The 20,230-nt window shown below is 60.1% G+C and carries 25 protein-coding genes; 18 read left to right on the plus strand and 7 right to left on the minus strand.

Translation table 11 applies throughout. From position 1 onward, the window contains the following. Window positions 1-90: 90 nt before the first annotated feature. The 5 genes from DEM27_RS10150 to DEM27_RS10170 all read left to right on the plus strand — a co-directional run bounded on the left by DEM27_RS10150 (window position 91) and on the right by DEM27_RS10170 (window position 5,440). A complete protein-coding gene (locus DEM27_RS10150; RefSeq protein ID WP_109458091.1) occupies window positions 91-396 on the plus strand; it encodes a virulence factor in 306 nt (101 codons plus the stop codon). Next, entirely contained in the window at window positions 389-967 is a 579-nt protein-coding gene (locus tag DEM27_RS10155) for a methylenetetrahydrofolate reductase C-terminal domain-containing protein (protein ID WP_109458092.1), read from the plus strand. Before DEM27_RS10150 ends, DEM27_RS10155 begins: the two co-directional genes overlap by 8 nt. Beyond that, window positions 964-2,055 (plus strand): methylenetetrahydrofolate reductase, encoded by a 1,092-nt coding sequence (locus DEM27_RS10160; RefSeq protein ID WP_109458093.1) that lies wholly within the window; start codon window positions 964-966, stop codon window positions 2,053-2,055. Before DEM27_RS10155 ends, DEM27_RS10160 begins: the two co-directional genes overlap by 4 nt. A gap of 88 nt (window positions 2,056-2,143) precedes the next feature. After that, entirely contained in the window at window positions 2,144-3,115 is a 972-nt protein-coding gene (locus DEM27_RS10165; protein WP_109458094.1) for a methyltetrahydrofolate cobalamin methyltransferase, read from the plus strand. A 279-nt stretch (window positions 3,116-3,394) separates the two neighbouring features. Continuing rightward, complete coding sequence (locus DEM27_RS10170; RefSeq protein WP_109458095.1) at window positions 3,395-5,440, plus strand: ASKHA domain-containing protein; 2,046 nt, start codon at window positions 3,395-3,397, stop codon at window positions 5,438-5,440. A gap of 18 nt (window positions 5,441-5,458) precedes the next feature. Here DEM27_RS10170 and DEM27_RS10175 read toward each other — a convergent pair whose 3' ends face one another. Beyond that, complete coding sequence (locus DEM27_RS10175; protein WP_109458096.1) at window positions 5,459-6,394, minus strand: LysR family transcriptional regulator; 936 nt, start codon at window positions 6,392-6,394, stop codon at window positions 5,459-5,461. Window positions 6,395-6,475: 81 nt separating this feature from the next. Here DEM27_RS10175 and DEM27_RS10180 point away from each other — a divergent pair, with 81 nt between their 5' ends. From DEM27_RS10180 to DEM27_RS10190, 3 genes are all read left to right on the plus strand, one after another. Next, a complete protein-coding gene (locus DEM27_RS10180; protein ID WP_109458097.1) occupies window positions 6,476-6,685 on the plus strand; it encodes a hypothetical protein in 210 nt (69 codons plus the stop codon). Between the two features lie 116 nt (window positions 6,686-6,801). Beyond that, entirely contained in the window at window positions 6,802-7,017 is a 216-nt protein-coding gene (locus tag DEM27_RS10185) for a hypothetical protein (protein ID WP_109458098.1), read from the plus strand. 307 nt (window positions 7,018-7,324) lie between these two features. Next, a complete protein-coding gene (locus tag DEM27_RS10190) occupies window positions 7,325-8,344 on the plus strand; it encodes a GlxA family transcriptional regulator (protein ID WP_109458099.1) in 1,020 nt (339 codons plus the stop codon). A gap of 150 nt (window positions 8,345-8,494) precedes the next feature. Here DEM27_RS10190 and DEM27_RS10195 read toward each other — a convergent pair whose 3' ends face one another. From DEM27_RS10195 to DEM27_RS10215, 5 genes are all read right to left on the minus strand, one after another. Beyond that, window positions 8,495-9,325, minus strand: coding sequence for a response regulator (locus DEM27_RS10195; RefSeq protein ID WP_109458100.1), 831 nt, complete (start codon window positions 9,323-9,325; stop codon window positions 8,495-8,497). 171 nt (window positions 9,326-9,496) lie between these two features. Continuing rightward, window positions 9,497-9,760 (minus strand): hypothetical protein, encoded by a 264-nt coding sequence (locus DEM27_RS10200; protein ID WP_109458101.1) that lies wholly within the window; start codon window positions 9,758-9,760, stop codon window positions 9,497-9,499. Between the two features lie 162 nt (window positions 9,761-9,922). Continuing rightward, a complete protein-coding gene (locus DEM27_RS10205; RefSeq protein ID WP_245445767.1) occupies window positions 9,923-12,412 on the minus strand; it encodes a mechanosensitive ion channel family protein in 2,490 nt (829 codons plus the stop codon). A gap of 95 nt (window positions 12,413-12,507) precedes the next feature. After that, window positions 12,508-13,062, minus strand: a complete 555-nt coding sequence (locus DEM27_RS10210; protein WP_109458102.1) for a DUF924 family protein — start codon at window positions 13,060-13,062, stop codon at window positions 12,508-12,510. A 73-nt stretch (window positions 13,063-13,135) separates the two neighbouring features. Continuing rightward, window positions 13,136-14,194 carry a histidine kinase dimerization/phosphoacceptor domain -containing protein gene (locus tag DEM27_RS10215; protein WP_109458220.1) on the minus strand — a complete coding sequence of 353 codons (1,059 nt, stop codon included), beginning with the start codon at window positions 14,192-14,194 and terminating at the stop codon, window positions 13,136-13,138. Between the two features lie 532 nt (window positions 14,195-14,726). Here DEM27_RS10215 and DEM27_RS10220 point away from each other — a divergent pair. The 5 genes from DEM27_RS10220 to DEM27_RS10235 all read left to right on the plus strand — a co-directional run bounded on the left by DEM27_RS10220 (window position 14,727) and on the right by DEM27_RS10235 (window position 17,944). Continuing rightward, window positions 14,727-14,969 carry a DUF982 domain-containing protein gene (locus DEM27_RS10220; RefSeq protein WP_109458103.1) on the plus strand — a complete coding sequence of 81 codons (243 nt, stop codon included), beginning with the start codon at window positions 14,727-14,729 and terminating at the stop codon, window positions 14,967-14,969. Between the two features lie 357 nt (window positions 14,970-15,326). After that, complete coding sequence (locus DEM27_RS33545; protein ID WP_128755475.1) at window positions 15,327-15,803, plus strand: hypothetical protein; 477 nt, start codon at window positions 15,327-15,329, stop codon at window positions 15,801-15,803. Window positions 15,804-15,850: 47 nt separating this feature from the next. After that, a complete protein-coding gene (locus tag DEM27_RS10225; protein ID WP_165823387.1) occupies window positions 15,851-16,828 on the plus strand; it encodes a DUF4214 domain-containing protein in 978 nt (325 codons plus the stop codon). 39 nt (window positions 16,829-16,867) lie between these two features. Then, window positions 16,868-17,146, plus strand: coding sequence for a hypothetical protein (locus tag DEM27_RS10230; RefSeq protein WP_128755477.1), 279 nt, complete (start codon window positions 16,868-16,870; stop codon window positions 17,144-17,146). Between the two features lie 483 nt (window positions 17,147-17,629). After that, window positions 17,630-17,944: a hypothetical protein gene (locus DEM27_RS10235; protein ID WP_109458106.1), complete on the plus strand. Its 315-nt coding sequence runs from the start codon at window positions 17,630-17,632 to the stop codon at window positions 17,942-17,944. A 190-nt stretch (window positions 17,945-18,134) separates the two neighbouring features. On the opposite strand, the gene DEM27_RS10245 is transcribed toward DEM27_RS10235, so the two are convergent. Continuing rightward, window positions 18,135-18,359: a hypothetical protein gene (locus DEM27_RS10245; RefSeq protein ID WP_128755478.1), complete on the minus strand. Its 225-nt coding sequence runs from the start codon at window positions 18,357-18,359 to the stop codon at window positions 18,135-18,137. Between the two features lie 140 nt (window positions 18,360-18,499). Here DEM27_RS10245 and DEM27_RS10250 point away from each other — a divergent pair, with 140 nt between their 5' ends. From DEM27_RS10250 to DEM27_RS10270, 5 genes are read left to right on the plus strand one after another with little or no spacing between them, the layout of a single operon-like run. Continuing rightward, window positions 18,500-18,886, plus strand: a complete 387-nt coding sequence (locus DEM27_RS10250) for a hypothetical protein (protein ID WP_109458109.1) — start codon at window positions 18,500-18,502, stop codon at window positions 18,884-18,886. Beyond that, window positions 18,883-19,215 (plus strand): hypothetical protein, encoded by a 333-nt coding sequence (locus DEM27_RS10255; protein WP_109458110.1) that lies wholly within the window; start codon window positions 18,883-18,885, stop codon window positions 19,213-19,215. Before DEM27_RS10250 ends, DEM27_RS10255 begins: the two co-directional genes overlap by 4 nt. After that, window positions 19,208-19,501: a hypothetical protein gene (locus DEM27_RS10260; RefSeq protein ID WP_109458111.1), complete on the plus strand. Its 294-nt coding sequence runs from the start codon at window positions 19,208-19,210 to the stop codon at window positions 19,499-19,501. The genes DEM27_RS10255 and DEM27_RS10260 overlap by 8 nt, the downstream gene beginning before the upstream one ends. Beyond that, complete coding sequence (locus DEM27_RS10265; protein WP_109458112.1) at window positions 19,498-19,854, plus strand: hypothetical protein; 357 nt, start codon at window positions 19,498-19,500, stop codon at window positions 19,852-19,854. Before DEM27_RS10260 ends, DEM27_RS10265 begins: the two co-directional genes overlap by 4 nt. Then, window positions 19,847-20,179 carry a hypothetical protein gene (locus DEM27_RS10270; RefSeq protein WP_109458113.1) on the plus strand — a complete coding sequence of 111 codons (333 nt, stop codon included), beginning with the start codon at window positions 19,847-19,849 and terminating at the stop codon, window positions 20,177-20,179. Before DEM27_RS10265 ends, DEM27_RS10270 begins: the two co-directional genes overlap by 8 nt. Window positions 20,180-20,230: the final 51 nt, after the last annotated feature.

Consider the following 20,230-nt stretch of genomic DNA (forward strand, 5'->3'; position numbering starts at 1 on the left):
CACGTCGTTTTTGATCTTGCGCGACGTCGTCGCGAGCCAAGTCAATGACGAGGCGCGCGTGCAATGTGACCCAAAGAGGAGTTTCAACGCATGGCCGACCGCATCGTCGTCTTCTGGCGGGATATCCCCGCACAGGTCATCATCAAGCAGGGGCGCAAATCGGCAAAGCGCGAATTGTCGCTGCGCTTCACCGAAGCGATCGACATGGCCGCCATGCGCACGGGTGCCGCCGAATCCGGCGACTATCTCGCCGAATGGCGCAAGGCCGATCCGGTGCCGGTATCGTCGGACGATCTGGAAGCCGAGGCGGACACCGCCGTGGCCGAAATCGAAGCGGCCTATGACCGCGAGCGGCTGGTCGCGCTGGTCAAGGCCGGAGGCCGCGATAATGGCTGACGCAAAACCCGGCAACGCCGCCCCCGCCAAGAAGGCCGCCACAGGCGCCTTCACCCCGGCCGGCGTTTCGCCGAACCGCCGTGCGCGGCGCAGCTATACCATCCGGCTCTGGGCCGTGCGCCATTCGCGTTTCTTCGAGTGGTTCTACCACCGCTTCGCCAATGCCTTCCTGATGCTGCATCCGCTGTGGAACGCCATCGGCTACGGCCGCGTCGAACGGCCGATCACCTTCATCGAGCGCAACGTCAAGGGCCTCTTGTTCGACTGTCGCATGTGCGGCCAGTGCGCCCTGTCGTCGACCGGCATGTCCTGCCCGATGAATTGCCCGAAGCAGTTGCGCAACGGCCCCTGCGGCGGCGTACGCGCCAACGGCAATTGCGAGGTCGAGCCGGACATGCCCTGCGTCTGGGTGCAGGCCTGGAAGGGATCGCAGAACATGACGGGGGGACAGGCGATCCTCAACGTGCAGAAGCCGGTGAACCAGTCGCTCCGGGAAACCTCGTCCTGGCTGCGCGTCACCGCCGAAGCCGCGGCGAAACGCGAAGCGGAAAAGAAAGAAGTGCAGGCATGAGCCCCGACATCAATCCTTTCGATCCCGGCGCGCCGCTCGATCCGCTTCCCGGCCATTCGTCGCGCGGCCGGCTGGAGCGCGTCTTGCGCCGGGGGGAATTCGCCGTCACCGCCGAGCTCAACCCGCCCGACAGCGCCAATCCGCAGGACGTCTACGAACGCGCCGCCGTCTTCGACGGCTGGGTGGACGGCATCAACGCCGTCGATGCCTCCGGCGCCAACTGCCACATGTCCTCGGTCGGCATCTGCGCGCTGCTGACACGCATGGGCTACGCCCCGATCATGCAGATCGCCTGCCGCGACAAGAACCGCATCGCCATCCAGGGCGATGTGCTCGGTGCTTCGGCCATGGGCGTGCAGAACATCATGTGCCTGACCGGCGACGGCGTGCAGGCCGGCGACCAGCCGGGCGCCAAGCCGGTCTTCGACCTCGACTGCATGTCGCTGCTCGAAACCGTGCGCGTCATGCGTGACAACGGCAAATTCCTCTCCGGCCGAAAACTGACGACGCCGCCGCAGGTGTTCCTCGGCGCCGCCATCAATCCCTTCGCCCCACCTTACGATTTCCGTCCCTACCGGCTCGGCAAGAAGATCGAGGCCGGCGCGCAGTTCGTCCAGAGCCAGTATTGCTTCGACGTGCCGATGTTCCGCGCCTACATGGACAAGGTCCGCGACCTCGGTTTCGACGAAAAATGCTTCATCCTCGTCGGCGTCGGGCCGCTCGCTTCGGCCAAGACGGCGAAGTGGATCCGCTCCAACGTGCCGGGCATCCATATTCCCGACGCGGTCATCAAGCGCCTGGAAGGCGCCGAGGACCAGAAGAAGGAAGGCAAGCAGCTCTGCATCGACATCATCAACGAGGTGAAGGAGATCAAGGGCGTTTCCGGCGTTCACGTCATGGCCTACCGCCAGGAGGAATATGTCGCCGAGATCGTCCATGAATCCGGCGTGCTCAAGGGTCGCAAACCCTGGACACCGGAAGCCAGCCCCACCGATGCGCTGGTGGCCGCCCGCATGAACCAGATGCGCCAGGGCACCGAGCAGAACCAGCAGCAACTGGCGGAAATCGCCGCCCATCATCCGCATTGATAACGACCGGCTGCGACGCGCGGCCGGCCTTGTAACACCAAACCCGGCAGGCTAGACCTCTTTCAACCGCCGCCCTAAAGGACGACATATGACCCGCACCATCGTTGCATCTGCCACACGCGAAATCGTCATCGGCTTCGACCAGCCGTTCTGCGTCATCGGCGAGCGCATCAACCCGACCGGCCGAAAGAAGCTTGCCGCCGAAATGCAGGCCGGCAATTTCGAGACGGTCATCAAGGACGCGCTGGAACAGGCCGCCGCCGGCGCCACCATGCTCGACATCAATGCCGGCGTCACCGCCGTCGATCCGAACGCCACCGAGCCCGGCCTGCTGGTGCAGACGCTGGAAATCGTCCAGGGCCTCGTCGACCTGCCGCTCGCCATCGACTCGTCCGTGACCGCCGCCATCGAGGCCGGCCTCAAGGTCGCCAAGGGCCGTCCGCTGGTCAACTCCGTCACCGGCGAGGAAGAAAAGCTCGAAGCCATCCTGCCGCTGGTCAAGAAGTACAACGTGCCGGTCGTCGCCATCTCCAACGACGAAACGGGCATCTCAATGGACCCGGACGTGCGTTTCGCCGTCGCCAAGAAGATCGTCGAGCGCGCCATGGACCACGGCATCAAGCCGGAAGACGTCGTCGTCGACCCGCTGGTCATGCCGATCGGCGCTCTGGGTGATGCCGGCCGCCAGGTCTTCGCGCTGCTGCGCCGCCTGCGTGAGGAGCTGAAGGTCAACACCACCTGCGGCCTGTCCAATATCTCCTTCGGCCTGCCGCACCGCCATGGCATCAATGCCGGCTTCATCCCGATGGTCATCGGCGCCGGCATGACCTCGGCGATCATGAACCCCTGCCGCCCGCAGGAGATGGAAGCCGTGCGCGCCGCCAACGTCTTGAACGGCACCGACGCCAACTGCAGCAACTGGATCATGACCTACCGCGACCACAAGCCGTCGGAGGGCGGCGGCGCAACCGCCGCTGCCGCCCAAGCTCCGGCCGCAGGCGGCGGCGGCCGCCGCGGCGGCCGTGCGGCGCGGGCCGGCTCGGGTGCCGCTTCGCAGTGAGGTGAAAGCCAAACGCCCTCTTCTCCGCAGCGGGGAGAAGTGCCGAGCGAATGCGAGGCGATGAGGGGGTAAGCGGCGCCGCCGCGAACGGCCGGAGTGTCACTCCGGACGGAAATTGCCGAAGCGTCGCCCCCTCATCCGACCCTTCGGGCCACCTTCTCCCCGCCGGGGAGAAGGGGAGCCGGACAAGTTCTCTCTCCCAAACTCGGAGAGGGTTACCGTGAAGGGCAGTCATTCCAGCCCTCACACTATGATAGCATTTCAGGAAGTACGTCGATCATGACCGAAGCCGCCGAAAAAGAAGCCCTCGTCCTCTTCATGCCGTCCGGTAAACGGGGAAGGTTTCCCGTCGGCATGCCGGTACTCGAGGCCGCGCGAAAACTCGGCGTCTATGTCGAAAGCGTCTGCGGCGGCCGGGCCACCTGCGGACGCTGTCAGGTCTCGGTGCAGGAAGGCAATTTCGCCAAGCACCAGATCGTTTCCTCCAACGACCACATCTCGCCGGTCGGACCGAAGGAAGAGCGCTACGACAAGGTCCGCGGCCTGCCGGAAGGCCGGCGCCTCTCCTGTTCCGCCCTGATCCAGGGCGACCTCGTCATCGACGTGCCGCAGGATACCGTGGTCAATGCCCAGGTGGTACGCAAGGCGGCGACCGACCGCGTCATCGAACGCAATGCCGCGGTGCAGCTCTGTTACGTCGAGGTGGAAGAACCCGACATGCACAAGCCGCTCGGCGATCTCGACCGGCTGAAGACGGTGCTGGAAAACGACTGGGGCTGGAAGAACCTGCTGATCGCCCCGCACCTCATCCCGCAGGTGCAGGGCATCCTGCGCAAGGGCAACTGGGGCGTCACCGCCGCGATCCATCGCGACATGGATTCCTCCCGCCCCTTCATCATCGGCCTGTGGCCGGGCCTGAAGAACGAGGCCTACGGCATCGCCTGCGACATCGGCTCGACGACCATCGCCATGCATCTCGTCTCGCTGCTCTCCGGCAGAATCGCCGGCTCCTCGGGCACGTCCAACCCGCAGATCCGCTTCGGCGAGGACCTGATGAGCCGCGTCTCCTACGTGATGATGAACCCGGACGGCCGCGAGGCGATGACCAAGGCGGTGCGCGAGGCGATCAACGGGCTGATCGGCAAGGTCTGCGAGGAAGCCGCCGTCGACCGCCACGATATCCTCGACATGGTGTTCGTCGCCAACCCGATCATGCACCACCTGTTCCTCGGCATCGATCCGACCGAACTCGGCCAGGCGCCGTTCGCGCTCGCCGTCTCCGGCGCGCTGCAATACTGGGCGCACGAGATCGACATCGACGTCAACCGCGGTGCCCGCGTCTACACCCTGCCCTGCATCGCCGGTCATGTCGGCGCCGATGCGGCGGGCGCGACGCTCGCCGAAGGCCCGTATCGGCAGGACAAGATGATGCTGCTGGTCGATGTCGGCACCAATGCCGAGATCGTGCTCGGCAACCGCAAGCGTGTCGTCGCCGCCTCCTCGCCCACCGGCCCGGCCTTCGAAGGCGCGGAAATCTCCTCCGGCCAGCGCGCCGCCCCCGGCGCCATCGAGCGCGTGCGCATCGATCCGCAGACGCTGGAACCGAAATTCCGCGTCATCGGCGTCGACAAATGGTCGGATGAGGAGGGTTTTGCCGAAGCCGCCTCGACCGTCGGCGTCACCGGCATCTGCGGCTCGGCGATCATCGAGGTCATTGCCGAGATGTATCTGTCCGGCATCATTTCCGAAGACGGCGTCGTCGACGGGTCGTTGGCGGAAAAAAGCACGCGGATCATTCCCAATGGCCGCACCTTCTCCTACCTGCTGCACGATGGCGAGCCGCGCATCACCGTCACCCAAAACGACGTGCGGGCAATCCAGCTTGCCAAGGCAGCCCTTTACGCCGGCATCAAGCTGCTAATGGAAAAGCAGGGGGTGACGCATGTCGACATCATCCGCTTCGCCGGCGCCTTCGGCTCGTTCATCGACCCGAAATACGCCATGGTGCTCGGCCTCATTCCCGATTGCGACCTGGCCGAGGTCAAGTCGGTCGGCAACGCCGCCGGCACCGGCGCGTTGATGGCGCTGCTCAACCGCGACCACCGTCGAGAGATCGAAGAAACCGTCCGCAAGATCGAGAAGATCGAGACGGCGCTGGAATCGAACTTCCAGCAGCTTTTCATCGATGCCATGGCGATGCCGAACAAGGTCGACGCCTTCCCCAACCTTTCGACCGTGGTCACCCTGCCGGAACGCAAGGCGCCGTCCGAGGATGGCGGCGGAGACGGTGGCGGCGGCCGGCGCCGGCGCCGCAGTCGCGAATAAAGGACACCCGAAGGCGGCTCAGGCCGCCTTCGACAGGTCCTGGAAGGCATCGCGGATGCAATCGGCCACCACCTGCACCGGCGTTGCCGCCTGCGGCGCGACGATCATGCGGATGTCGAAAGGCGGCAATTCCGGCAGGCCTTCCTTCTCGCCCAGGATTGCCATGTCCTCCGTGACATAGGAACGCGGAAACGGTGCTACGGCGAGATCCGAGGTGATCGCGGCGCGTTGCGCCATCGTGTGGGCGCTGAGATAGGCGACCCGGTAAGGACGCCGGCTGCGTTCCAGCTGCGCGATCGCTTCCGAACGCCAGAGGCAGCCGTCTTCCCAGATCGAGATCGGCAGCGGATCGCGCAGGTGCGCCGTGCCGCATTTCGCGCCGGCCCAGACCAGGCGCTCGGTGAAGATCACCTCCCCGCCGGTAAAGACCGGGCGGCTGGCGCAATTGATCAGCGCCAGGTCGAGGCGCTGTTCCTCCATCCGGCGGCGAAGCAGCAGGCTCATATCGACCGTGACGTCGATGGTGATACCCGGATGGGTGTCGGCGAATTTCTTGAGAATTCGCGGCAGCAGCCGTTCGCCGAGATCGTCCGGCGCTCCCAGCCGCACCACGCCGCGCATTTCCGGCATCTTGAACCGCGACACCGCTTCGTTGGACAGCGCAATCATGCGCCGCGCGTAGCCCAGCAGGGTTTCGCCATTTTCCGTCAGCGCAACCGAACGGGCGTCACGCAGGAAAAGCACGGTGCCGAGTTGCTCTTCCAGCTTCTTCACCTGCATCGATACCGCGGAGGGCGTGCGCAGCACCGCATCGGCGGCGGTCGAAAAATTGCCGGTCTCCGCAATGGCCACGAAGGTGCGCAGGATTTCGATGTCGAGCAAGGGAAGCGGCTGACGGAAGATTGCGGTCATGTCCTCATCTTTCAATTTTTCTGATTTTAATGACGATATCATTTCGTTTGATTGAATGTCAACCATGAGCGAGACTGCTGGCATCAGAGGAACGAACTCCACACGAGCCAAAAGGAGAAGATCATGAGCCTCTACCGTCTCTGCTTGATCCTGCTGCGCAAGGGCGCAATTCCGGCGGGATCGTTGGATGAAATCGCCCGCGCACGGCGTCTGGCGGATGCTGAAATCGCCCGGCTGCCGCTCGGTCTCGGCCTCGACCTCGACTGGCCGCCCCGCGCCCATCCACGGATCGCGGCGAACCGGCCGATCGGTTTCGCCAATCGAAACACATAAACAAAACTGATGAACCAAATAAAATCTATTCACTTGTTTGATGTATTGGCCGCAAGCATAGTGATCATCGGAGACGATGGCCCTCGGCTTCGCATCAAACGGAAAGGAACCTGACAATGACTTCGCTTGCTCATACCCCGAGAAGTACCTCGCCGGAACGGTTCGTTCCGATTGCCTGCTCGCCTAAGACCGCCGCCCGCTTCATCGATCGCGTCCGCGATGGATGGAAGCGCTGGCAGACGGAACGCGCCATCGAGGCCATGCCGGCTGACATGCGCAAGGATATCGGCTGGCCCACAACCGACATCCGCTGCCAGGCAGGCAACCGCTGATGCCGGCATGCAATAACAAAAGCGACATCCCCAACGGATGAGAAACCGCCGGCCTCCATGCCACCGGCGGTTTTTCCAAGACGCCCCTCCCAACAATATCCTTTAATTTTCAGCATATTACGAGTATATTCGCGACTTCTGCAAGAATATTGCGGTCGCCGCTTGCATCTCCGTGTCGCAAAAATACCGAAAAGGAGGCGTTTTCCATGCTTCCCAAGCCGGAACATTCGTGTCAGTGTCGCTTTTAGGCCAAAACGCCGGCGGAACGAACGATTGCTCCGCAACACCGTGGCATGGATATTCCTCGATGAGCAAAGCGCCTACCAAGAAACGTTCCCTTGTCTTCTTCCTCGTCCCGCATTTCACCATGCTGCCGTTCGCTGCGGCGATCGAAACGCTGCGGATCGCCAACCGGATGCTCGGTTATTCCGCCTATGTCTGGCGGCTGGCCTCGGCCGATGGCGAAAAGGTCTATTCCTCCAGCGGCATCGGCATCGAGGTCACCTCGTCGCTGGCCGACGAGCGCCGCAACCTCGGCGGCGAAAACCGGCCGAACATGGTGCTCGTCTGTTCGGGCATCTATGTGGAAGAGTTCCACAACAAATCCGTCAACGCCTACCTGCGCGAGACCTACAATCGTGGCGTCGCCGTCGGCAGCCTCTGTACGGGCGCGCATGTGCTTGCCCAGGCCGGCCTCCTGAACGGCAAGCGCTGCGCCATCCACTGGGAAAATCTCCCGGGCTTTTCGGAAGCCTTCCCGCAGGCCGAGGTCTATGCCGACCTCTATGAAGTCGACAGCAACATCTACACCTGCGCCGGCGGCACGTCGTCGCTCGACATGATGCTCAACCTGATCGGCCAGGATTTTGGCGAAAACCTCGTCAACCGCGTCTGCGAACAGGCGCTGACCGACCGCGTCCGCTCGCCGCACGACCGCCAGCGCCTGCCGCTGCGCGCCCGGCTCGGCGTCCAGAACTCCAAGGTGCTGTCGATCATCGAACTGATGGAAAGCAATCTCGCCGAACCGCTGTCGCTGATCGAGATCGCCGACGACGCCGGCCTCTCCCGCCGGCAGATCGAACGGCTGTTCCGCCAGGAAATGGGCCGCTCGCCGGCCCGCTACTACCTGGAAATCCGCCTCGACCGCGCCCGGCACCTGCTGGTGCAGTCCTCTATGCCGGTGGTAGAAGTCGCCGTCGCCTGCGGCTTCGTGTCGGCGTCGCACTTTTCGAAGTGTTATCGCGAACTCTACAACCGCTCGCCGCAGCAGGAGCGCGCCGAGCGCAAGCTGACCACGTCGACCAACCGTACCGGCGTCGTCATCTGACGCGGTGGCCGGGGCGCCCGCTCAGGTGGGCGCTTCACGGCCACGGCCCGGCCTGCACCACAAACCCTGACAACCAAAGTGGCCTGCCCGGCCCGCTCTTCAACGGATCATGGCAGGGCACTTTTTATTCCGAGCCAGATAAGGGCCGGATCAGCGCCGTGTGTCGGAGCGGCGCGCGCTCTTGATCTGCACCAGCGTGTCGAGGTTCTGGTTGACGCGGCAATAGAACTCTTCGTCGATGAACGGCCGCAGCATGAAGTCATTGCCGCCGGCCTTGAGGAAGCGGGCCGACAGCAGCCGGTCGGTGGACGAGGAAACGCCGATGATGCGCAGTTCATGCGAACCGATGGACGAGCGGATGCGCCGCGTCAGTTCGAAGCCGTCGATATCGGGCATGTTGTAGTCGGTGACCATCAGGCCGATATCACGGTTCGCCTTGAGGATCGCCAGCGCCTTGGCGCCGTTTTCGGCAACGCTCACCCGGAAATTGTAGCGCTTGAGGCGCGTCGACAACAAGGCGCGCGCCGTGGCGCTGTCATCGACGATCAGCACGTGATGGCGCTGGTTGGTCAGGAACCGGCAGACGGATTCGGCCAGCATCTCGACCGCGAAGACATTGTCCTTCAGCACGTAGTCGACGATATCCTTGGCGAGAATCTGGTCGCGGATCTTTTCCTGGAACGTGCCGGTAAAAACGATGGTCGGGATCGACAGGTCGATCAGGTAATCGAGCGCTTCGCCGTTTTCGGCACCGGGAAGGTTGATGTTGGAAATGGCCAGCGCAATCGGTTCCGACGATTTGTCGAAGGCAAACTGGACCTCTTCGAAGTCGCGGCAAATCTCCACCTCGATATCGAACAGTTCCTTGAGACGCGTGCTGATCATCGACGTGAAAACGTTCGAATCCTCAGCGACGAGAATCCGGGCCTGCGCGAGTGACTCGCCAGAATATTGCATCCCGGAAATACCTAGAAATGACATGAATTGCCCTTGCCTGAAATGAAATGACCCCAATTCAGACAATAAAACAAACCATTTGCGGAAATGTTAACCAGGCAATCCCGCCTGCGGCCGTTCTTTTGGCATCCGACGGAAGGCGCAGAAGGTGTTGTTCACCATAAACGGCGCCAAAGACTTGAAGCCCCGTAGAGCCTACTTGATCACCGCCGAGCCGTTCTGGATTTCCACATTTTCGCCGCCGTCGAGTGCGATACGGTCACCGTTCGGCAGCGTGACGAAGCATCCCGTCGGGCACAACGTTTCCGAGCCGCCGGCATCGAGGACGATTTCCATGCGGCTGCCGTTTTCGACGACCGTGAGGACGACGGTCGCGCCATCCTTGTTTGTCACCGTCGCCGCGGCGGCCGGTGCGGCAAAAATGCAGAATGCAACAAGCGAACCCAAGACTGATTTCATTGCCTATCGGTGTCCGACACCGCCCCTGTGACGGCCGCTCTCGGTCCCATCGACACGATATAACGGCCCGCCTCGGTCCAAGCTTACTGCCGGTCGAGGCGTTTGCCTACTCTCTAATGCAATGGAACTGAATAGCGCCTGAATGGGGCGGATGGCTGCCGTTCAGCCGATCGATTTGCCGCTCTGCGCGTTGACGACCGGCGCTGGCCGCGGCTCCGGCTTGGCCTCCGGCAGCGGCTCGCGCGTTTCGTCTTCTTCCGGCGGATCCTTCGGCACCCCGTCTTCCTTCTTGAAGGGCATGCCGAGCCCCTCCTGGCGAAAACGTTCGAAGATCGCCAGGCGCAGGTCGTTGCGCACCTCGCCGCCATTGACGATATCCGCCAGATAGGCGCGCAGTTCGAAGGTCATGGTCGCCTCGCCGAAGGCGCTGAAAATCGCCATGGGCGCCGGGTTGCGCAGCACCTTCGGATGCCCTTCGGCAATTTCCTTCAGCAATTGCATGATCCGGCGCGGATCGCTGTCATAGCTGACGACGACGGAAATATCGGCGCGGCCGAGCTTGTTGCGGTGCGTCCAGTTGCCGACGGATGCGTTGATGAACAGCGAGTTCGGCACCATGATCGACTGGCGCTGGAACGTCTCTATCTCGGTGGCGCGCACCGAGATCCGCTTGACGAAACCTTCCGTCGTACCCGTCACCACCCAATCTCCGACCTTGAAGGGCCGCTCGACGAGCAGGATAAGGCCGGAGACGAAATTCGAGACGATGTTCTGGAGGCCGAAACCGACACCGAGGGACAGCGCACCGGCAACCAGCGCAAAGCTCGACAGGTCGAGCCCGGCCGCCGAAATGCCGATCAGGCCGGCAACCGCCACGCCGAGATAACCAACGCCCGTCTTCACCGAGTTACGCACGCCGGCATCGACCTGAGACCGGTCCATGACGTTGCCGTCGATCCATTTCTGCAGCCAGCGCGTCATCAGCAGGCCGAAGACGAACAGCAGAACACCGCCGAGAATGCTCATCAGCGAAATACTGATGTTGCCGATGCGGATTTCGGTAAACAGGCGATAGGCCCATTGCTCCAGGTCACCCACCTGAAATCCCCAGGAGAGCAGGATCAGAGGAACGCCGGTCATCAGTGCGAAGGCGTAGATACCGAGCCCGGCGGCGAGGCCGATCTGGTCGAGCGCCACCGGCCCCAGCCCGTAACGCGCGCCGAGATAGACACCAAGCCGGGTCTCCGCAAAGGCCCCGCGCTTGCCGACTGCCTTGCCGCACAGGATGCCGATATACATGGTCGCGACCACTGCGCCTGTCAGCACGATCTGGGTGGCGACGAAGCGGGCAAGCCCGACATAGCCGGTGACGCAGGCAACCACGAGGGCGACGCCCGTCAGCCGCAGGAGGATGGCCATCAGTCGCGGCCATGGCCTGCCCCGCTCCTCCGGATCGCCGCTTACCGCCAGCACGGGCCTCAGGAAAGATATGATGAAAAGGATGAGGCCGACGACCAGCGATGCTGCAAAACTCTTCATCACCGTCAGGATGACGGGGGAGCCCAGCGCCTCGCTGATGCCGCTGAAGACATAATCCACGCCGCTGACGAAGGCCATTGCCAAGATCGCCCAGTCGAGCTGGTGGGCGCCGGTATTCGACACCCTGACCAGGCGCCAGTCGGGCCGTCCGGGGGCAAATACCGCATGCGTCAGCCTGCCGACGAAATAAACGGCACCGGTGAAGCCGAGCGCGGAGGATATGATCGGGGCGATGTCCGCGCGCAGGACGTTAAAACTGTTCATGAAGAAGAACGACGAGGCGAGAAACGCCACCAGCGACAGCGTCTGGATCATCGTCGACCAGAAGGCGAAGGACAGGCGGGCGATATAGGGCGGATCGACGACGGTCCGGTCACGATGGGTGAAATGGCCGAACAGGCGATAACTGCCCACAAGGAAAATCATCGCGGCGAAGAGGGAGAGCAGAACCGCCGTGAGCAGCGGCAGCCGCTTGAACTTCCAGACGAACTTGATCCAGCTCCCGAAAGCCCGCTGCAGATCCGCCATCTCGGCGACCAGCGCCTTTCCCGCGATATTGAACGAATCGACGGAAATGTCCGAGCGCTTGAACAGCGTTTCGGTAAACAGGCGCCGGCGGATATCGGTGATCTGGTTGGACAGGCTGGTGGCGCTGATCGACAGGTCTTCGGCCTCGCCGGTCAACGCGTTGATGAGCGACCGTTCCGCTCCCAGTTGCTTGCGCTCGCTGGTGACGATATCGGCCTCCGGCGGCTGGCCCTCCGCCGGCGGATCGCCAAGCTCGGCCAGACGGCTCTTGATGGCTTCGAACCGCGGACGCAGACTGACGGAAATGGCGATGATCGTGCGCGTCGCCTCCTCTACCTCCGCCTTGAGATCGACGAGGCGGGCATCGTCGTTGGCGTAGGCCGCCACCTGCTGCTTCAGCGCATCGATACGACTGCGGGCGGCGGCAAGATCGGTGCGCCCCTTGTCGATCGTCTCGTTCAGCTTTTCCGCCTGGCCCTCGACAGCGGCCCGGGGCTGGTCCTGGGCGACTGCGGAAGCCGGGGCCGAAGCAGACCACAACGCCAGGAGCAGCAGCAGGTAAAACGGAAAATTGAAGATGCGCAAAGGAAGCCTTCCAGACCAGGGGATTCGTAAAAATACCGCCCCTTCTACCTAAAGGAAAGAAAGGCGGCATGAAGGCACCGACGCTTGTGCCCGGCTCAGAATCCCGCTCCCGGCTGCGCCAGATAGAGTTTTTCCGCCTCGGTGGAAACGCGCCCCAGGAAGGCGTTGCGGTGGGGAAAACGGCCGAAATCCACGATCACCTGGCGGTGACGTTCGGCATAATCGAGATAGAGCGCGTGACCGAGCGTTTCGAACAACACCACGGCCCTGTTCTGATCTACGAGATCTTCAGAATGTTCGAAAGGCATGTAGAAGAAGCAGCGGATAGCCTCGTCGACCTGCAGGTCCGCTCCTGCCTCGATCGCCAGTTCGGCTTCCCGTCGCGCCAACCCGTCGGTGGCAAAAGCCAGCGGCGTACCGCGATAGATGTTGCGCGGAAACTGGTCGAGCACGACGATGGCCGCAAGACGCGCCATGGCCGATGAACGCCATTCCTCGCCGACGCCGTGTGCCAGCGCGAGATGCAGGTCGCGGAACCGCGCCGTGACAGTTGCATCGAGACCGGGATCCGAGCGGAACCAATCCTCCTGTGTCAGTTCCTTGAACCAGAATGCCAGAACGTCGTTCTGCTGTTCGACAACCGTTGCCATGCCATACCTCCACGTCTTTGCGGCCACCATGACACATCCGCTGCCACGATGACGAAAGCAAGACGATAAGCGGTCATGTGATGGAAAACTCGATCGTGGCCCTCGCCCCGATGCCGCGAGCACTGTCATAGACGATCTCGCTGGACAGGCTCGAAGCCATCGCCGTCATGATCTTGGTCCCGAGGCCGGTTCCCTTGATCGGCTCGCTGCGCTCGAACCCCCTGCCGTCGTCCTCGACCGTCACACCGATGCGGTCCCCCGCGTGCTGCTCCACAAGCACGCGGATCTCGCCACGCTGGCCGTCGTCGAAAGCATATTTGAAGGAATTCGTCACCAGTTCGCTGATGATCAGCCCGATGGTGATCACCTTGTCGGTCGGCAAGGACAGCGATGGCGCCGTCAGCTTGACACGATGCGGGCGTCGTTCGTCGTGCATCGAGTTTTCGAGTTCGCCGAGCAGGCTCGACAGGTAATCGTAAAAATCCACCTGGCCGACATGCATACCGGTATAGAGGCGGCGATGAACGCTGCCGATGGCATTGATGCGCACCTGCGTCTCCTGCAGGGCATCGACTGCGGCCTTATCCTTGGTGACCGAAGCCTGCATGCGCACGAGGGCGGCAACCAGGCCGAGGCTGTTGGCGACACGGTGGTTGACCTCGGCGAGCAACAGTTCGGCGCGGTCCCTTTCCCGGCGGATGGCCTCCTGGGCTTCGGCCGTCTCGCGCCGGTAGCGCGCCCGGTCAAGGCCCTGCTCGAGCGCCGCGGCCAGCAGATCGATATAGTCCGCAGAAGCATTCTTGATGACATAATCGTCCGCGCCCATCTTCAGGGCAGCCACTGCGACGCCGGTGTCGCTGGACCCGGTGACGTAAATCACCGGAAGATGGCTCGCCTCCTCGACGATGCAGCGCAGGATGTCGAGGCCGATCTCGCCGCCGAGGAAATGATCGAGCGCCACGGCATCGATATCGCCCTCGCGCATGCGCGTCAGCCCGCTCAGCCCGTCGGTGGCGCAATAGACTTCGTATCCTCGACGCTGCAGGTGCTTGCGCACCAGATGGGACAGCGCCACGTCGTCGTCGATGTAGAGAATCCGGGTTGCGCCCGTCGCTGCCGCTTGTTCGGTCATCGGCATCGGTCGCCCTCACCCGGGAAGCCTGCATCGCCCTGTACAGGCACGGAGAGCGAAACGAAATCGATCGTCCTGTTCATGAACAAGTTGCTCACGGACAAGCCCCGACGGCACCATCCAGCATGTTTCCGCCCAGCATGTTTCCGCCCAGCATGTTTCCGCGGAGAAAACACACCTGGAAGACGGTGGCTAGGCAGCAACTCATCGACGGGAAAGGGCATCAATAAACTCGAACCCATAAGAAAATGAATTATCATCCCTGCAGAGGACCATTGGACATATCTCAAATTTCAGCCGGCATGACCAGCCATCGGGCCATTAACGCGACCCATGGAAGAAAGTTCCCGGCGGTTCGACTTTTATTCAATTTTTTTTGCCTTGCCACCCCGAAGCGACCCGGTTCGATTTTCTTGTTTTCGGAAAGGCTTCTGCGATATGCTGTTTTCGGAGGAGTGAGCCTGCCTGCCTTTCGGGCATCCGGAACCGTATGGCGTGCTTTGCCGTTGTTTGCCAATATGAGGAGGACACGATGAAACAGATCGTCTGGAACCAACCCCTGGAAATCGGCTTCCAGCAGGATGAGATGCGCGAAGTGCACGGCCCGCTCGACGCACTCAATTGCCTGGCCCATCTCTGGCCCGACCGCCGCGGCCCGCAATATGTTGCTGCCCGCAGCATCTGCCGCGCCGCCATAGACGGGCGTAAAAGCGCCGAACAGGCACGCCAGGCCTTCATGACGGCAGCAGAAGAGGCGCACCTCAAATTCCACTAGGCATATCACCTAAGACTGCGCAACGGTTTTGCGAAACCGACGTTCAGGACCAAAGAGCGAAAGCGAAATCAAAGATCGTGACTTGCTGCAAGCGGTTTCAAAAACCCTTGTTGGAGGTTTGAGCGGTACTCGGATCCGTAAATTTTGAAAATCTGATCATACCTCAATTACACCCTCATTTACCGGCGAGAATGCTGTGCGTTGAAGCGTAGGCTTGGGCTTTCGGCCTAGCTTCACATCGTTTCCTATCAACTGGAGACCTCGAATTCCCGCTGGATTGGTGATTAACAGCTTCGAGCCAAATATTGCTTCAACTCTGGCCCTTGTGTATATTATTACATCATAAAGGAGATGGAGATGGCAAAATATATTTATGTGAAAGTGGCGATTGAATTATTGGAAGCGCGACCGAGTGATTGGAATTATGTCGATACACTCAAAATTGGATCATACTCAGTATATTCTAAATTTGACATTGTGTATGATCCGAATGAAACTCCTGCCGATTATTATAACGGTTGGGAATATGACCCCAACACCGGTTACGATTATACAAGAAATTCAATTGCAGGCGTTAGCTACGAAAAACAACAACAAGAGTACTTCTTAGTTCACAATCGTGAAATTCCGCTTTGGTACACGGTCGCCGTTGACGATGACTTCGTGTTGCCTTCCGATATCCCGATAATTGGCGAGAGCCCTGATGGCGAGCCTGGGGAAGACCCCACAGTGGATGAAAACGGCGATGTAAAATTCAATTGGCCCAAAGCTATATGGGATGCGGGAAAGAAGTCGTTTCCGACGCTCTCGAGGAAGCAGGCAAGAACGCAGTAATCAAGATTCTCACGCCACAACTCGGACAGCAGCTAGTCAATAGCCTAATGAACACAGAGGAGGCTCGGGGTTTACTTGTTAATTTCGCAAATGAATCCGGTGACGTGCTAAAAAAGGGTATTCTTGGTTTCGGCACCATGTCTGCGACCGAATACAAGCAAATGAGTGACCGCCTTTTTGTGGAGACCTATGCCAACTTTGCCAATGGCCTGGGGTCTGTTATGGAGAGAAACGGTCTCCTAAAATCGAATTACCTCGACCCTGTATACAAGGCACTGAATATCTCTATCAACAATATCGAGTACGGCACATCTGACGTCAAATTCGGCGCCGGTGAACCCCAATCCTCGAATGGCAACGATTTCATTGTTACTCCTGGAAGCGCAATTGGCATCGACACTGCCGATGGGGATGATGTTGTTCTGATGGGAACGGGAGGAAGCTCCGTCTCCGACAGTGGTGGAAGTGACACCTATGTTGCACAAGGCAACGGAAATGAGGCGTATTTCTCTGCAAATTCGAGTGACGTCTATGTCACAGCCTATGAAGGCGGGGCCTCTATTACTCATTTTCAAACCGGAGATCACGACAACATCTTGGGCTTTAGCCGGGCGCATTTCTACGATCAGAGTGTCGCGTTCGATCGGGACGGAAATGCGGGACAGGCATATCGCCTGTACCAAGCCGCCTTTGATCGCAAGCCGGATGCCAGCGGCCTTGGCCATTGGATCCAGGAACTCGATGATGCGGCCACCGATCTCATTTCGATGGCGAACAGCTTCATTGTCTCAGACGAGTTCAGGATCACGTATGGTACACCTGATACAGTAAGCAATTCCGCGTTTCTCAGCTTGGTCTACCAAAATGTCTTGGACCGGTCACCGGACGATGGTGGCTTTTCGTATTGGATAGCGGAATTGGATGGAGGCCTTGAGCGTGAGAAGATGCTCGCCTCGTTTTCAGAAAGTAACGAGAACAAGGCGAATGTGGCCTTGGATATCGAGAATGGCATCTGGTACGTTTGAGGTTGCGCGGCAAATTTTTTGCCTAGGAGCACAGCGCAGGTGACCGACTTCTTCAAATGGCGTCCGGAGGTGGGTCTCGAACCTTGGTTCGAGGCGGATGCGAGTTATCCGCGGCGACTGGTCCCTATTGCCCCCGCTGGGCGCCGAGCACTCTGGATCCTGATGGCTGGAATGGCATCGGCTATACCAGCAGTTCCCCTGCTGGCGCTTTTTGATCCTCACTACCTGCTGGTCCTCGGAGTAATCGTGCTGGCCGAATTCGGCTTTCCGATATGGTTTCTATGGAGGATACGCGGGCGGGTGAAAGAGGTGGAGTAGGTGGCGCACATGCAATCGCCGCTCGATAGCCCGATCGCTTCGGTGGCCTGTTTTTTTGTACGTCGTGAAAGTTTATGGGCAGCGGTCCATGTGACCTCCGCCCCACGTCCCGAACATCAACGTTATCGCAAAAAGCCCGGAAATGACGGGTTTCGATGCGATGTTCGGGAACGATAAACACGCCTTGTCCCGGTCGATCTTTTCCGTAAAAATGATGGTGGGTGATGTAGGGCTCGAACCTACGACCCGCTGATTAAGAGTCACATCGCAAATCGTTCAAAAACAATGCCGCGCCATGCCTGCGTGTGTAAAATGCGGCATGAAATTCCCCAATCCTTCCAGTGCCACCATATCAAATTTGTAAAATGAAATTTGCTTAAACCTGTCATTCAGATAGCACCTATTGACTCTCTCCACCAGGGAGAACATGAAGAGAACAGGCGATGCGGCCGCCAATCAACAGGACTAGATCTGGAGATTGGAATGAAAGACGACCCCGGCCCCGAGCCTCGGTACAAATGGACCTACACATGGCCGGGCGAAAATCACAAAGATTACGTCGGCTATGATGGTGATCGGCAGATAGGCCGGATCTTCTTCGATGATGCGGGGCCAACGAAGGGGCTATGGCGCTGGGCATCCGGATACATCAAGGAAGCGAAGAAGCGCGGCCCAATCCCTCACAACGGATATAAGCCGTCGGCCCGACTTGCGGCGCAAGCTGTCGAGGACCATTACGAAGCCAAGATGCAGGAGAACAATCTGCCCTATGGCCACGGGAAGAGGAATATCACATGAGCATCGACGGCCACAGCAGCGCACCGGGAGCCAGTATCCACGTCAATCACTGGTGCGAGCATGAGGGGTGCAAGCAATGGGGATGTTACGGACATAGCCCCAGGAAGGACGTGCCGGCTCGGTGGTGGTGCGCGGAGCACTTCCCGCATAAATTCGGGGCCGAGCTTGAGGCGGAGTTGAAGGCGCGGGGTTAGTTGTCGGCCTTCTCCACCAGATCGAGAATTTCCTGCTTAGCCGTCGGCGTCATGCGCTCCCAAGCGTAGATCATCGTCTTGACGTACTGGGGCGTACCTGTCGCCCAGATCCCCCGCAGCTGCTTTGAAACGGTGTTCTCAGCAACGCCTAGCAGCTTTGCCAGCGTCTTCTGATTCAATCCTGCGAGCTTTGCCCGCTTTTGCCACGGTTCGTTGTCCATGTCTTGGACTCGTACCGTTTCGCTCGATTCATCGCAATAGATAGACGCCACGTTGATTTTCCAATTGTAAAAATCAATTTCACGATTATTATAATGAACGCAGAGTTTATTTCAACGTAAACCACGAAAGGTGGGACACAATGGCGTGGCTGGTCAGAGACAACGAAGATGAGCCGTTCCGGATTGAAGCGGCCGAGCCTGAGGCGTGTTGGTGCAAGATGCAGGTATCTGATGAAGTCGTGGCAGCAGCAGAAGCTTGCTACGCCGAAAGCGAGCAGCTGGACACTTACGGCATCGTAGCAACGATATCGAAGTTCCTTCTCGCGGAACGGCAGAAGATCGCGAGCGATCTGTTCAATCGTTATGGCTTCATGGTTCTTACCGAAAAACAAGTGACTATCAGCTTTAGCTCTTCGGAAGAGGCGCGCAGTTTCCATAGCGCCCTCGTCGATATATCCACTTACCGCGACAAGTCCGAAGACAGGACATTTGAGGAGATCTCCGCCCGGAAGGCAGGTGGCGAATGAGCGATATCGTTCAAGAACTTCGAGAGAGAGCCGAAAGTTACCGTCTTGGTGGCCCGTCGTCTGAGCACACAGCTCGAATACTTGAAAAGGCTTCCAACGAAATCGAGCGCCTGCGCGAGACGAACCGGAAGCTTCACCGCCGGGCTCAAATCGGGGAAGCCGTAGTACAGTGCGCGACGGATTACTTGGCCGGGTGGATCAGCGTTTCGAAGCGGTACGACCGCCGTTGGTTTGCGCTGCTTCTCACGCGACACATTCATACGCGCGTCAGAAAGCTGACGGAACGCTACGACGCCATCGCCAAAGCAGAGGGACGCGACAATGGGTGATCCGCAGCAGGAGTTCATCGACCGATTTTACTTCGAGCACGGCAAATGCTGCGCCGGCTGCGATTGGTGGCGATCGATCTCCAGCGTCATAGGCGACTGCACTCGCTCGGCTCCAGTCAGCGGCGCAGAGCGTGCCCACATGATCGGCATCGTTGGTGCTCACCCGCTGATCAGCGCCGGCCATGTCGTAACGCCGCGCGAGCATGTCTGCGGCGACTTCAAAGACGATTTCGACTGGTCAACTTTGCCGCTGCCATATCGCAAGCGGATAGGAGCACCGACATGACTGACCTCCTCCCCCGCGTAGCCAAGGCGATGTCAGATCGCCGACAGGAACTTACAGCCCCGCAGCTTAGCCGGATATGGGAGGAATTGGCGAAGGTGGCGGTTGAGGCCTGTGGCTGGCAGCCTATGGACACCGCGCCGAAAGATCGGAGCATCCTTGTCGATTTCTCTTACTGGTATCCCGGAGACACCAGCCCGACCGTCAATTTCGCGGTAGCCACATACGTTCAGAGGGCCGACGGTTACGCGTGGGACACCGGAGATGAGATATTTCAAAGCGGCGCTGCCAATGGCTGGATCGATATCCCGGCAACGAAAATAAAGCCGATCGACGAAGAGGCCGGTCATGACTGACATCAGAGACACCCTATACTATGAGATGAAGGCCGCTTCCCTTTTAGGCAAGCACAAGCAGGCGAAGATGTTCGCAGCAGCCATTGAGGAGATTGACCGGCTGCGCTTTCAACTCGCCGATCTCGGGCAGGAAGTCGATTGCGCTTGGTCTGTTGCCGGCGACGCTCTGGGGTTGGGCTGCGACCACGACTGGTTCGATTGCAGCAACGCCAATATTCAAGACACCAAGTCGTGCCGGAAGTGTGGATGGACATGCGGCACGGCCAGCGAAGATCGGGGGCTCTATATCAAGTGGCCGTGGATGAAGGAGACCGCCGATGGCTGAAATAGCTATAGTAGCGACCGTAGACTTGCATACGAACGAAGTGTTCCAAGC

The organism is Rhizobium album, assembly GCF_003122325.1.
GTDB classification, from domain to species: domain Bacteria; phylum Pseudomonadota; class Alphaproteobacteria; order Rhizobiales; family Rhizobiaceae; genus Metarhizobium; species Metarhizobium album.

Excerpts from the sequence above, each read along its gene's own strand:
- DEM27_RS10210 (WP_109458102.1), bottom strand. The coding sequence starts at position 13,062 with ATGGCAACGGTTGTCGAACAGCAGAACGACGTTCTGGCATTCTGGTTC.
- DEM27_RS33545 (WP_128755475.1), top strand. The coding sequence starts at position 15,327 with ATGGCAAAATATATTTATGTGAAAGTGGCGATTGAATTATTGGAAGCG.
- DEM27_RS10250 (WP_109458109.1), top strand. The coding sequence starts at position 18,500 with ATGGCGTGGCTGGTCAGAGACAACGAAGATGAGCCGTTCCGGATTGAA.
- DEM27_RS10155 (WP_109458092.1), top strand. The coding sequence starts at position 389 with ATGGCTGACGCAAAACCCGGCAACGCCGCCCCCGCCAAGAAGGCCGCC.
- DEM27_RS10170 (WP_109458095.1), top strand. The coding sequence starts at position 3,395 with ATGACCGAAGCCGCCGAAAAAGAAGCCCTCGTCCTCTTCATGCCGTCC.
- DEM27_RS10165 (WP_109458094.1), top strand. The coding sequence starts at position 2,144 with ATGACCCGCACCATCGTTGCATCTGCCACACGCGAAATCGTCATCGGC.
- DEM27_RS10270 (WP_109458113.1), top strand. The coding sequence starts at position 19,847 with ATGACTGACATCAGAGACACCCTATACTATGAGATGAAGGCCGCTTCC.
- DEM27_RS10185 (WP_109458098.1), top strand. The coding sequence starts at position 6,802 with ATGACTTCGCTTGCTCATACCCCGAGAAGTACCTCGCCGGAACGGTTC.
- DEM27_RS10220 (WP_109458103.1), top strand. The coding sequence starts at position 14,727 with ATGAAACAGATCGTCTGGAACCAACCCCTGGAAATCGGCTTCCAGCAG.
- DEM27_RS10215 (WP_109458220.1), bottom strand. The coding sequence starts at position 14,194 with ATGACCGAACAAGCGGCAGCGACGGGCGCAACCCGGATTCTCTACATC.
- DEM27_RS10195 (WP_109458100.1), bottom strand. The coding sequence starts at position 9,325 with ATGTCATTTCTAGGTATTTCCGGGATGCAATATTCTGGCGAGTCACTC.
- DEM27_RS10265 (WP_109458112.1), top strand. The coding sequence starts at position 19,498 with ATGACTGACCTCCTCCCCCGCGTAGCCAAGGCGATGTCAGATCGCCGA.
- DEM27_RS10200 (WP_109458101.1), bottom strand. The coding sequence starts at position 9,760 with ATGAAATCAGTCTTGGGTTCGCTTGTTGCATTCTGCATTTTTGCCGCA.
- DEM27_RS10245 (WP_128755478.1), bottom strand. The coding sequence starts at position 18,359 with ATGGACAACGAACCGTGGCAAAAGCGGGCAAAGCTCGCAGGATTGAAT.
- DEM27_RS10225 (WP_165823387.1), top strand. The coding sequence starts at position 15,851 with ATGAACACAGAGGAGGCTCGGGGTTTACTTGTTAATTTCGCAAATGAA.
- DEM27_RS10175 (WP_109458096.1), bottom strand. The coding sequence starts at position 6,394 with ATGATATCGTCATTAAAATCAGAAAAATTGAAAGATGAGGACATGACC.
- DEM27_RS10235 (WP_109458106.1), top strand. The coding sequence starts at position 17,630 with ATGAAAGACGACCCCGGCCCCGAGCCTCGGTACAAATGGACCTACACA.
- DEM27_RS10260 (WP_109458111.1), top strand. The coding sequence starts at position 19,208 with ATGGGTGATCCGCAGCAGGAGTTCATCGACCGATTTTACTTCGAGCAC.
- DEM27_RS10190 (WP_109458099.1), top strand. The coding sequence starts at position 7,325 with ATGAGCAAAGCGCCTACCAAGAAACGTTCCCTTGTCTTCTTCCTCGTC.
- DEM27_RS10255 (WP_109458110.1), top strand. The coding sequence starts at position 18,883 with ATGAGCGATATCGTTCAAGAACTTCGAGAGAGAGCCGAAAGTTACCGT.
- DEM27_RS10150 (WP_109458091.1), top strand. The coding sequence starts at position 91 with ATGGCCGACCGCATCGTCGTCTTCTGGCGGGATATCCCCGCACAGGTC.
- DEM27_RS10160 (WP_109458093.1), top strand. The coding sequence starts at position 964 with ATGAGCCCCGACATCAATCCTTTCGATCCCGGCGCGCCGCTCGATCCG.
- DEM27_RS10180 (WP_109458097.1), top strand. The coding sequence starts at position 6,476 with ATGAGCCTCTACCGTCTCTGCTTGATCCTGCTGCGCAAGGGCGCAATT.